This is a genomic window from Janthinobacterium sp. SUN176 (assembly GCF_030587335.1).
Classification (GTDB): domain Bacteria; phylum Pseudomonadota; class Gammaproteobacteria; order Burkholderiales; family Burkholderiaceae_D; genus Janthinobacterium; species Janthinobacterium kumbetense.
The window spans coordinates 2183477-2195691 of sequence record NZ_JAPWIA010000001.1; the positions used below are offsets into that span (position 1 = coordinate 2183477).

The window sequence follows — 12215 nt, forward strand, 5'->3', positions numbered from 1 at the left end:
ACACAGGAGACAAGATCATGCAAACGACATTCCGCAAGACCACCCTGGCCGCGGCCATCACCGGCGTGCTTCTCACGGCGCCATTTGTTAGCGCTAACGCTCGCGCTGACGAACTCAGCGACATGAAGGCCATGCTGGCGCAGTTGCAGGACAGGGTGGCGCAGATGGAAGCGAAAGCGGCGCAACCCGCACCGGCGGCGATGGCAGCCGCACCGGCAACGTCGGCGGCGGCCCCCATGCAGCCCGCCACCGGCTTCAACTGGAAACTGTACGGCCGTGGCGACATCGGCTATACGGTGTCGCGCGGCAAGGATGCCAGCGGGCGCCAGCTGACCAATCACCGCCTGAACCAGGGCGAGATGGCCAGCCGCCTGGGCCTCACGGGCGCCTGGGTCTTCAGCGACGAGTACAAGGCCATCTTCGGCGTCGAGACGGGCTTGAACTTGTTCAACGGCAATGCGGGCGGCGGCACGCAAAACAACACCACCTCGTCCGTGCTGTTCAACCGGGGTTCCACCGTCGGCTTTGCCTCGACCACCTGGGGCTCGATCGAAGGCGGCACCATGTACATGGCGCCGTTCTGGGTCTCGCTGGGCGCCGACCTGGCCTCGGCGCACAATTACGGCGCCAACGACTTCAGCGCCCTGTTCTCGCTCACGCGTCCCGAATCCCTGGGCCGCTACCTGAAGGATCCCGTGACAAACAACGCCAGCAAGACGACGAGTTTGGCCGGCAACAACTCGGGCACGGCCTTGTTCTACGGCAATGCGCTGCGCTACCGCAGCCCCACTTGGAACAACATCTCGGCGGAAGTGTCGTATTCGGCCGGCCAGCAGGCATCTTCCGCCACCGACCTGGAAAACGATGGCCGCAGCTGGGCCGCCAACGTGCTGTACAAGAAGGGCGACCTGTTCCTCGGCTATGCGCACATGGATTACCTGCAAAGCAACGACATCAGCACGGGGGGCACGCCGAACTTCCTCAAGCGCAACCAGGTCACGGACATCGTCGGCGCGCGCTACAAGTGGAACGATTTTACCTTGGGCGGCTCCTACACCTCCTACCGCGTGTCGAACGCGGGCGGCTATGCGGCCGACGCCTTCGGCGTCTCGGGCGCCTACGACCTCGGCAAGCACCGCATCGAGGGCAGCCTTGCGCACATCAGCTATGACGGCGCCAACGCCAAAGGCGCTTTCGGCACCAACACGGGCGATGGCGTGGGCAAGCCCACGTCGACGGCCTACTCGCTGGGCTACCTGTACAACTTCCAGCCGACCCTGTCGTTCTACGCGTACGCCACGCGCATCGCCAACAACAGCCATGCCAAGCTGGGCGTATTGCAGTTCCGGGGGGACAATAACTACTTCGGCTACAGCCCCGTCGAGCTGACCGCCGGCATGTTCCTCGTCTTTTAATTTAGTGCTTATTTGTTGATGCACCGCCGGCCCGCCCCACACCCACCATGCGGGCGGCCGGTTTTCACAGGAGTTGATCGTCATGCAGTACACACTACACCAGGAAAATGACAGCGTCGCCCTGCGCTGCGCCGGCCGCTTGCTGCTGCGCCACGGCGCCGATGCGCCATGCGTGTTCGTCGGCCAGGGCCGCGAAAGCATGGAAATGTACCGCGGTAACTTCGCCATCGAAGATTACGTCGAAGAGCGCAGCGCCCTGCGCACGCTGGCCGTCACGCAGGACGGCGACGGCGCCACCCTGAGCTTCGCGCGCCATGCGGGCGACACGCCGCAGCTGGTGCTGGCCGTGCAAGCGGCGCCGCATGGCGTGCACCTGGTGGTGCGCTACGCGGCGCCGGGCTGGAACCGGCTGTGGCTGCGCCTGCCAGCAGAACAGGACGAGCATGTGTGGGGCTGCGGCGAGCAAATGTCGTACTTCAACCTGCGCGGCCGCCACTTCCCCCTGTGGACGTCCGAGCCGGGCGTGGGCCGCGACAAGTCGACCCATTTGACGTGGCAAGCGGACGTGACGTCGAAATCGGGCGGCGACTACTATCACACGAATTATCCGCAACCGAGCTTCATCTCGTCGCAGCGCTACTGCCTGCATGCCGAGACGACGGCGTATGCGGACTTCGATTTCCGCCAACCGGACTTCCACGAGCTGCAATTCTGGGCCATGCCCGAGCGCCTGGAATTCATGCTGGCCGACTCCTTCGTCGACCTGGTGGGCGTGGTCTCGCAACGCTTCGGCCGCCAGCCGCAATTGCCCGCCTGGCTGCAAAATGGCGCCATGCTGGGCCTGAAAGGCGGCGAAGAGCATGCCCGCGCCATCCTCGCGCAGGCGCAGGAACACGGCTTGCCCGTCAGCGCCCTGTGGTGCGAAGACTGGGTGGGCTTGCGCCAGACCTCGTTCGGCAAGCGTTTGTTCTGGGACTGGCGCTGGCAGCCGCAGCGCTATCCCGACCTGAAAAACTGGATCGCCGACCTGGCCAGACAGGACATCCGCTTCCTCGGCTACGTCAATCCGTATTTGTGCAACGACGGCACCCTGTACCAGGAAGCGCTGCAGCAGGGCTTTTTGGCCACGGCCATTGATGGCGACGCCTACCTGGTGGACTTCGGCGAATTCGATTGCGGCGTCGTCGACTTCACCAACCCGGCCGCCGCGCAATGGTTCGAGGAACGCATCCTGCGCCAGGAAATGCTCGATTTCGGCCTGTCCGGCTGGATGGCCGATTTCGGCGAATACCTGCCGATCGACCTGCGCCTGCACAATGGCGTCGATGCGCGCCTGATGCACAACGCCTGGCCAACCCTGTGGGCCGAAGTCAATGCGCGCGCCATCGAAGCAGCCGGCAAGACGGGCGAGGCCACCTTCTTCATGCGCGCCGGCTACACGGGCGTGCAAACGCACTGCCCGCTGCTGTGGGCCGGCGACCAGTCGGTCGACTTCAGCCGCCACGACGGCTTGCAGACGGTGATCTGCGGCGCCCTGTCGTCCGGCCTCCTGGGCAACGCCTACCACCACAGCGACATCGGCGGCTATACGAGCCTGTTCGGCAACCTGCGCACGGCCGAACTGTTCCAGCGCTGGACGGAGATGGCCGTATTCACATCGATGATGCGCACGCACGAAGGCAACCGCCCGGACGAAAACTTCCAGTTTTACCAGGATGAACAGGTGTTCCAGCACTTCGCCCGCATGACACGGCTGCACGTGGCGCTGGCGCCCACCATCCGCGCGCTGGCCGAAGATGCCGTGGCGCGCGGCCTGCCGCTGCAGCGCCCCCTGTTCCTGCACTATGAACATGACCGCGCCACCTACGCCATCCAGGACCAGTACCTGTTCGGCCCCGACCTGCTGGTGGCGCCCGTGCATGCGGCGGGCGCTGCGCGCTGGAGCGCCTACCTGCCGCAGGGCGACGCCTGGATCCACCTGTGGAGCGGCGCCGTCTTCGAAGGCGGCCAGCGCGTGGAAGTCGACGCGCCCCTGGGCCAGCCGCCCGTCTTCGTGCGGCGCGGTTGCGCACAGCAGGATTTCTTCCTGTCGCTGGCGAAATGAGCCTGGCATGAGCGTGGCGTCGCATCTGCTGTTCCTGGCCTGCGTGGCGCTGGCCAGCGTCGCGCAGAACTTGACGGGCTTTGCTTTCGGCCTGATCCTGCTGGGCCTGACGGCCGTGCTGCACCTGGCCAGCCTGGGCGACGTGGCCAACGTCGTCAGCGTGCTGGTGCTGGTGAATGCGGCCATCACCTTTGGCCGCACGCGCCCGCAGCTGGCCTGGCCCGTGTTCGGCCCTTCGCTGGCCGTCAGCCTGCTGGGCGTGGGCGCGGGCGTGGCCCTGCTGGGCTGGTTCAGCGCGCAACAGGTGACCCTGCTGCGCTTCCTGCTCGGCTGCGCCATCGTCGTCTGCGCATTCATGCTGGTGCTGCGCGCCAGCGCGCGCCGGCGGCAATCCGGCCTGCCCGCCTTCCTGTTTTTCAGCGGCGTGTCCGGCGTGATGGGCGGCCTGTTCGCCAGCGCCGGCCCTCCCATGGTGTACCACCTGTACCGCCAGCCATGGCCGGCCGACATGATCCGCCATTCGCTGATCGTGCTGTTTGCCGCGAATGCCGTGCTGCGCCTGGCCCTCGTGCTGGCGCATGGCCAGTTCAGCCTGACGGCACTGTGGCTGACCCTGGAAGCCTTACCGCTGGTGACGGGGCTGACGTGGCTGGCGCGCCGCCACCCTTCACGCCTGCCCATCGAACACGTGCGCCGCGCCGTCTTCGTGCTGCTGCTGGTCGCCGGCCTGGCCCTGGTGCTGCCGCCCGTGCTGGCCCTGGCCGCCTGAGGCGGCGCCTTTTCACTGTTTACCCTTTTTTACGAGACGAACCTTCCATGTCCGCTTCCCGCTTTTCCTCCCTGCCCGCCGACTGCGACCTGCTGGTCGTCGGCGGCGGCATCAATGGCGCCGGCATCGCGCGCGACGCGGCCGGCCGCGGCTTGCGCGTGGTGCTGTGCGAACAGCACGACCTGGCGCAGCACACCTCGTCCGCCTCCACCAAGCTGATACACGGCGGCCTGCGCTACCTCGAATACTATGAATTCAAGCTGGTGCGCAAGGCGCTGCAGGAACGCGAAGTGCTGCTGCGCGCCGCGCCGCACATCATGTGGCCGATGCGCTTCGTCATGCCGCACGATGCCGCCCAGCGCCCCGCCTGGATGATACGCGCGGGCCTGTTCCTGTACGACCACCTGGCCAAACGGGCCTTCCTGCCCGCCTCGCAAGGCATCGCGCTGGACAAGCACGCGGCAGGCGCGCCGCTGAAGGCCGGCTACCGCAAGGGCTTCGTGTATTCCGACGGCTGGGTCGACGATGCGCGCCTGGTGGTGCTCAACGCGCTCGACGCGCAGGAACACGGCGCGCACATCCTCACGCGCACGGCCTGCGTCGACGCGCGCCGCGACGGCGACGCCTGGCACGCCACCCTGCAAGCCGAGGGGGGCCAGCGCAAGAGCTTGCGCGCGCGCGCCATCGTCAACGCGGCGGGACCGTGGACGGCGCAATTTGCCGGCACGGCCGGCGGCGGCAAGACGCAGGGGTTGCGCCTGATCAAGGGCAGCCACATCATCGTGCCGCGCCTGTTCGAGCACCCGAACGCCTACATCTTCCAGAACCCGGACCAGCGCATCATCTTCGCCATCCCCTACCAGGATGACTTTACCCTGATCGGCACCACCGACGAGGAATACAAGGGGGACGTGAGCCAGGTGAAGATCAGCCAGGCGGAGATCGATTACCTGTGCCAGGCGGCGAACCGCTATTTCAAGCGCGAGATCGGCCCCGCCGACGTCGTGTGGACGTATTCGGGCGTGCGCCCCCTGCTCGACGACAGCGCGCAGAACGCGTCGGCCGTCACGCGCGACTACCTGCTGGAAGTGGCGCGCGGCGCAGCGGCGACGGGCGCGCCCCTGCTCAATATCTGGGGCGGCAAGATCACCACCTACCGCAAGCTGGCCGAAGAGGCGCTGGGCCTGCTGGCGCCTCTGCTGGACAATGCTTCTCCGGCCTGGACGGCCCACGCGCCCCTGCCCGGTGGCGACCTGCAGCAGGTGAATCAACTCGTGGACAGCCATGATTTCGACGGTTTCCTCGCGCGCTTCCAGCGCGACCACGCCTGGCTGCCGCCCGCGCTGGCGCGCCGCTATGCGCGCGCCTATGGCAGCCGCGCCGCGCGCCTGCTGACGGGCGCCACGTCGATGGCCGACCTGGGTGCGCAACTGGCGCCCGGCCTGTACGAGGCCGAAGCGTGCTATCTGGTCGAGGTGGAATGGGCCAGGAGCAGCGACGACATCCTGTGGCGCCGCAGCAAACTGGGTTTGCGCTGCGCGCCGGCCGACGTGGCGCGCCTGCAGCAGTGGCTGGCCGCCCATCCGGCGCAAGAGGTGGCGGCATGACGTATTTGCTGGCCCTCGACCAGGGCACCTCCAGCTCGCGCAGCATGGTCTTCGATGAAACGGGCGCCATCGTCGCCGTGGCGCAGCGCGAATTTCGCCAGCTCTTCCCGCAGCCGGGCTGGATCGAGCACGATCCCATGGAAATCTGGCACAGCCAGGTGGCTACCTGCCGCGAAGTGCTGGCCAAGACGGGCTTGCAGGCCGACGCCCTCGGTGCGCTGGGCATCACCAACCAGCGCGAAACGACGGTGGTATGGGACCGCGCCACGGGCGAACCCGTCTACAACGCCATCGTCTGGCAAGACCGCCGCACGGAAGCCCAGTGCGAGGACTTGCGCGCGCGGGGCCTGGCCGGCGCCATCCATGCGAAGACGGGCCTGGTGCTCGACCCGTATTTTTCCGGCACCAAGCTGCGCTGGATACTCGACGCCGTGCCCGGCGTCCGCGCGCGCGCCATGCGCGGCGAACTGGCCTTCGGCACCATCGATACCTGGCTGGCATGGCAGATGACGGGCGGCCGCCTGCATGTGAGCGACGTCACCAACGCTTCGCGCACCATGTTGTGGAACCTGCATGAAGGCTGCTGGGATGCCCAGCTGCTCGACTGGCTGGGCATCCCAGCCAGCCTGCTGCCGTCCGTCCACCCTTCGAGCCACGTGTATGGCGAAACGGATGCGGCGGTGCTGGGCAGCCCCGTCATCATCGGCGGCATCGCCGGCGACCAGCAGGCGGCGCTGTTCGGCCAGACCTGTTTTACGCCGGGCATGGCCAAGAATACCTATGGCACCGGCTGCTTCTTGCTGCTCAACACGGGCGAACAGTGCGCGCAATCGCAGCATGGATTGATCAGCACGGCCGCCTGCCAGGTGGGCGCGCAGCCCGCGTATGCGCTCGAAGGCAGCGTCTTCATCGGCGGCGCCGTGGTGCAGTGGCTGCGCGACGGCCTGGGCGCCATCGGCCACGCGGGCGAAGCGGAAGGCCTGGCCGCCTCCGTGCCCGATTCGGGCGGCGTGGTCTTCGTGCCCTCGTTTACAGGCCTGGGCGCACCGTACTGGGTGCCCTCGGCGAAAGGCGCCATCCTGGGCCTGAGCCGGGGCAGCACGGTGGGCCACATCGCCCGCGCGGCGCTCGAAGCGATCGCCTTCCAGAGCGCCGCCCTGCTGGGCGCGATGACGCGCGACGCGCAAGCGCCCATCACCGAGCTGCGCGTGGACGGCGGCGCCTGCGCCAACAACCTGCTGCTGCAATTCCAGGCCGACTTGCTGGGCATCCCCGTCGTGCGCCCGCAAGTGATCGAAACGACGGCCCTGGGCGCGGCCTGCCTGGCGGGCCTGGCCATCGGCCAGTACCGTGGCGTCGACGAGCTGGCATCCCACTGGCGCGCCGACAGGACGTTCTTGCCCACCATCGGCCGCGACCAGGCGGCCAGCCTGATGCAGCAGTGGGAGGTGGCGGTGCGGCGGTTTACGGGTGCCGGCGACGCATAGCCGCGCGGAATGACAGGCAAAAAAAAAGCCCGCTGCGGGAGCGGGCTGAATCTATTTCCTTGGAGGAGATAGAGGAGACAAATGAATGATGCCGCGTTGCAGCATATAAAACCACTTTATATTCGTGATGTCAGAAATACGCAGCAGTGATATTAGGGGCAACAGACAATTCCATACGGCAACTTTTACGTGGCCGTTTCCGTTTTTGCGTCGCCGGAACGCAACATATTCTTGATGCCGCGCAAGGCTTGCCGGACGCGCGCCTCGTTTTCGATCAGGGCGAAGCGCACGTATTCATCGCCGTATTCGCCGAAACCGATGCCGGGCGACACGCTCACCTTGGCTTTTTGCAGCAGCAGCTTGGCAAATTCCAGCGAACCCAGGTGGCGGTAGGCTTGCGGGATATGCGCCCAGATATACATCGAAGCCTTCGGTTTTTCCACCATCCAGCCCGCCTCATGCAAGCCTTTCACCAGCACGTCGCGGCGGCGCTGGTACTGGGCGCAGATGTCCGTCACGCAACTTTGATCGCCTTCCAGCGCGGCGATGGCCGCCACTTGCACTGGCGTGAAACTGCCGTAGTCGTGGTAGCTCTTGATGCGCGCCAAGGCCGCCACCAGTTCCGCATTGCCGACCATGAAGCCGATGCGCCAGCCCGCCATGTTGTAGCTTTTCGACATGGTAAAGAATTCCACGGCCACGTCTCGCGCGCCCGGCACCTGCATGATGGACGGCGCCTTCCAGCCATCGAAAGTGATGTCGGCATACGCCAGGTCATGCACCACCAGGATATTGTGCTGTTTCGCCAGCGCGACGACCCGTTCAAAAAACTCCAGCTCCACGCATTGCGCCGTGGGGTTGGACGGGAAGCCCAGCACCATCATCTTCGGTTTCGGGTAGCTTTCGCGGATGGCCCGTTCCAGTTCGGCAAAGAAATCCACGCCCGGCCCCATGCGCACGGAGCGGATATCGGCGCCCGCGATGACGGCGCCCCAGATGTGGATCGGGTAGCTGGGATTGGGCACCAGCACCGTGTCGCCACGGTCCAGCGTCGCCAGCATCAGGTGCGCCAGGCCCTCTTTCGAGCCGATGGTGACGATGGCTTCGCTGTCCGGGTCGATGTCGACCTCGTAGCGCTTCTTGTACCAGTGGGCAATCGCGCGGCGCAGCCGCGGAATGCCCTTGGAGGCGGAATAGCCGTGCGTGTCGGGGCGTTTCACCGTCTCGACCAGCTTGTCCACGATGTGGGCCGGCGTGGCGCCATCGGGATTGCCCATCGACATGTCGATGATATCCTCGCCACGGCGGCGCGCGGCCATCTTGAGTTCGGCGGTGATATTGAAAACGTAGGGGGGAAGACGATTGATGCGCGAAAAGCTGCGCGGAGCTTGGCTGTCGGTCATGGTTATCTCTGTACGTAAGCGCCCGGATCCGTCCGAGCGACGTTGGCGCAGTGGCTGCGCCTGCAACGATACTAACCCGGCTTCGCAAGAACTGGCAAGGCCGATTCGGACAAGCTACAATACGCGCTGATCGAAAATGAGCGCACCGGTTGGTAACCCGGTAAGTGCCCGGCACCGTCCGGCATGCTCCCGCCCACGCGGACCCACGGCGCTGACCCTTGGCTGTTACACCAGCCGGGGAGGTGTTCTGGTTCGTGCATTTTCCGCCGCGCCATCCCTCCCCTGCTTTGATTAGGAATAAAAACGGATGGCAACACACGACACCGCAGTAAGCAACATGACCCTGGACCGCGCCGGCATCGAGCAGCAGTTGGCCCTGCCCGTGCGCCACTTCATCGATTGCGCGTTCGACGGCGAAGACTTGTCGCGCCTCGATTTGCAGGGCTGTACCTTCGAGCGCTGCACTTTTGCCGACACCAATTTATTCGCCAGCAAGCTGGCACGCAGCATCTGGCGCCGCTGCCGCGCGGGCAGCGCCGATTTCGAATCCGTCGATGCCGTCGACGCCAGTTTCGAAGGCTGCGACCTGAACAACACAAAATGGCGGCGCGCCAAGCTCGCCTCGGCCACCTACCGCGGCTGCAAGCTGACGGGCGCCTCGTTCGAGGAAGTGGCCCACCTGGGCCTCACCTTCGAAGACAGCCTGCTGGTGGGCGCCGACTTGCGCGGCTTTTCGTTCCGCAAGGCGATACTCAAGCAGCTGGACTTTTCCGACGCCTACCTGGCCGGCTGCGACTTCCGCGACGCCGTCTTTGAGGGTGGCAGCCTGCGCAACGCCACCATCAAACTGGCGAAGTTCCAGGGCGCGGACTTGCGCGGCGCCGATATCGACGGGTTCAAATTGAGCGAAGCGTCCTTGCTGAAAGGCGCCGTCATCACGCATGCGCAGGCAGCGAACTTCATGCGCGCGCTCGATCTGGTGGTGATTTAATCTGCAAAGACAAAAAAAAGCCCGCTACGGAAGCGGGCTGAATCTATTTCCTTGGAGGAGATAGAGGAGACAAGTGCATCTTGCGGCATCGCGGCATATCACGCCACTTTATCTTCATGATGATAGAAATAGCCGCTAGTGATAACGAGCCGCCATCAGGGTTTCAAGCCGTGCGGCGCGCGGCCAGCGGCAGAAATTCTCCCAGCCATACCAGCAGGGCCAGGCCCGGAAACGCCATGCCGGTCAGCAAAGTTGCTTGCCAGCCATAGCTGGCATACACCCAGGCGCCGATGGCCGAGCCGGCTGCGCCGCCGGCGAAGAACAGGGCGAAATACAGGCCGTTCAGGCGGCCGCGCACTTCCGCGCCCAGGCTGAAGATGGCGCGCTGGCCCAGCACCAGGTTGGCGGCCACGCCCATGTCGAGCACGATGGAAGCGACCACCAGCAAGCCCAGCGCCACGTGTTTCGACTCGGGCGCCAGCATCGGCAAGGCAAAGGCGACGACGCCCAGCGCCAGCGCGGCGGCCGTGGCGGGCAAGGTGTGGCCCGCATCGGCCAGACGACCGGCGATGGGTGAAGCGACGGCGCCCGCCATGCCCACCAGGGCGAAGATGGCGATGCCCGTTTGCGACAGGCCGAACGCGGGGCTGGACAGCACCAGCGGCGTGACGGTCCAGAACAGGCTGAAGGCGCCGAACAGGCCCGCATGATAGGCGGCGCGGCGGCGCAGCACGGGCGTGCCCAGCAGCAAATGCCACAGCGAGGCCATCAAGGCCGGATAGCGCATGCTCGACACGGGCTGGCGCACGGGCAAGGCGCGGCGCAGCACCAGCGCCAGCAAGACCATCAGCACGGCGGCGCCGCCAAACACCACGTGCCAGCTCGCATGGGCCGCCACCAGCGAGGCCACGGGACGGGCCAGCATGATGCCCAGCAACAGGCCGCTGACCACCTTGCCCACCGTCTGGCCCCGCGTCGCTTCCTGCGACAGGTGGGCGGCAAACGGCACGATCACTTGCGCCGCCACGGACCCGAGACCGATGGCCAGCGCGGCTGCCAGGAACACGATGGCGCCCGTGGAGAGGGCCGCCACCACGAGGGCCGTGGCCGTCACCAGCAAGGCCGTGACGATCAGGCGGCGGTTTTCCAGCAAGTCGCCCAGCGGCACGACAAACAGCAGGCCCAGCGTGTACCCCACTTGCGTCAGGGTGACGATCAGCCCGGCCGCCTTGGCCGACAGGCCCGTGGAGGCGCTGATGGGCCCGACGAGGGTTTGCGCATAATACAGATTGGCGACGATCAGGCCGGAAGCGATGGCCAGCAGCAGCACCATGGCGGGCGCAATGTCGTGGGGAGCGGAAGGTGAGGCCTTGTTCATGTTGTTTCCTCGGTTCGGTAGGGATGTGGCCATTCTAGGCAAAACCGGGGCAAAGATAATTAGGGCATAATCGCCCTACACTTTTCACATAATATGAACAATGAAAGCTATCCCATGGACAAGATCAAGGCCATGCAGACCTTTGTGCGCATCGTCGAAGCCAACAGTTTTTCCAAGGCGGCCGAAACCTTGAATTTGCCGCGCGCCGCGCTGACGGCCACCCTGCAAAAGCTGGAAGCCTACCTGGGCACGCAACTGCTGCAGCGCACCACGCGCCGTTTGTCCCTGACGCCGGAAGGGGCCGAGTATTTCCGCCATTGCCTCGATATTTTGAAAGCCGTCGACACGGCGGAACTGGCGTTCCGCGGTCCGGACGCGAAAAAACCCCGTGGCTTGCTGCGCATCAACCTGCCCAACACGGTGGGCCGGCGCCTCGTCATGCCCCATATCGCGCAATTCCACGCCGCCTGGCCGGACGTGCAACTGCAGCTGAGCCTGACTGACCGCCTGGTCGACCTGACGCAGGAAGGCATCGATTGCGCCTTGCGCGTGGGCACCTTGCAGGATTCCGCCTTCATCGGCAAACAGGTCGGCCTGATGCGCTTCGTCACGTGCGCCTCACCCGCCTACCTGGCGCGGCACGGCACGCCGCACACCCTGACCGACCTGGCCGCGCACCGGGGCATCATGCATTACTCGGGCCGCACGGGACGCGCCTTCGACTGGGATTTCCTGCAAGGCAAGGAGGTGGTGCGCGTACAGATGGCCGGTCCCATCGCCGTCAACGATGCCGACGCCAGCGTCGCTTGCGCGCTGCAAGGGCTGGGACTGGCGCAGGCGGCCGTGTACCAGGTGCGCGTGCACCTCGACAGCGGCGCCCTGGTGGCCGTGCTGGCGGATCACCCGCCGACGCCGATGCCCATGTCCCTGCTGACGCCGCAAGGCCGGCTGGCCACGCCCAAGCTGCAGGCGTTTGCGGGCTGGATCACGGCCCTGTTCGAAGCCAATATGGATCTGCAGCCGCCTGCCAAGGCGGCTGCCGCACGGGCCGGCTAGCCGGG

The 12215-nt window shown here is 65.8% G+C and carries 9 protein-coding genes; 7 read left to right on the plus strand and 2 right to left on the minus strand.

The genetic code is table 11. The features are described 5' to 3' along the window. Window positions 1-17 precede the first annotated feature (17 nt). From O3299_RS09890 to glpK, 5 genes are all read left to right on the plus strand, one after another. A complete protein-coding gene (locus O3299_RS09890; RefSeq protein WP_305052381.1) occupies window positions 18-1415 on the plus strand; it encodes a porin in 1398 nt (465 codons plus the stop codon). Between the two features lie 82 nt (window positions 1416-1497). After that, window positions 1498-3519, plus strand: coding sequence for an alpha-glucosidase (locus O3299_RS09895; RefSeq protein WP_305062202.1), 2022 nt, complete (start codon window positions 1498-1500; stop codon window positions 3517-3519). A 7-nt stretch (window positions 3520-3526) separates the two neighbouring features. Further along, window positions 3527-4288, plus strand: coding sequence for a TSUP family transporter (locus O3299_RS09900; protein WP_305062203.1), 762 nt, complete (start codon window positions 3527-3529; stop codon window positions 4286-4288). A gap of 47 nt (window positions 4289-4335) precedes the next feature. After that, window positions 4336-5895, plus strand: a complete 1560-nt coding sequence (gene glpD / locus O3299_RS09905) for a glycerol-3-phosphate dehydrogenase (protein ID WP_305062204.1) — start codon at window positions 4336-4338, stop codon at window positions 5893-5895. Further along, complete coding sequence (gene glpK, locus O3299_RS09910; RefSeq protein ID WP_305062205.1) at window positions 5892-7382, plus strand: glycerol kinase GlpK; 1491 nt, start codon at window positions 5892-5894, stop codon at window positions 7380-7382. Before glpD ends, glpK begins: the two co-directional genes overlap by 4 nt. A gap of 185 nt (window positions 7383-7567) precedes the next feature. On the opposite strand, the gene alaC is transcribed toward glpK, so the two are convergent. Next, window positions 7568-8785 (minus strand): alanine transaminase, encoded by a 1218-nt coding sequence (gene alaC / locus O3299_RS09915; protein WP_305059089.1) that lies wholly within the window; start codon window positions 8783-8785, stop codon window positions 7568-7570. A gap of 307 nt (window positions 8786-9092) precedes the next feature. Here alaC and O3299_RS09920 point away from each other — a divergent pair, with 307 nt between their 5' ends. Next, window positions 9093-9776, plus strand: a complete 684-nt coding sequence (locus O3299_RS09920; RefSeq protein ID WP_305062206.1) for a pentapeptide repeat-containing protein — start codon at window positions 9093-9095, stop codon at window positions 9774-9776. Window positions 9777-9939: 163 nt separating this feature from the next. Here the strand turns inward: O3299_RS09920 and O3299_RS09925 are convergent, their stop codons facing one another. Then, entirely contained in the window at window positions 9940-11154 is a 1215-nt protein-coding gene (locus O3299_RS09925; RefSeq protein ID WP_099667476.1) for an MFS transporter, read from the minus strand. Between the two features lie 114 nt (window positions 11155-11268). On the opposite strand from O3299_RS09925, the gene O3299_RS09930 reads away from it, so the two are divergent. Continuing rightward, window positions 11269-12210: a LysR family transcriptional regulator gene (locus O3299_RS09930; protein WP_305062207.1), complete on the plus strand. Its 942-nt coding sequence runs from the start codon at window positions 11269-11271 to the stop codon at window positions 12208-12210. The last annotated feature ends 5 nt before the right edge of the window (window positions 12211-12215 follow it).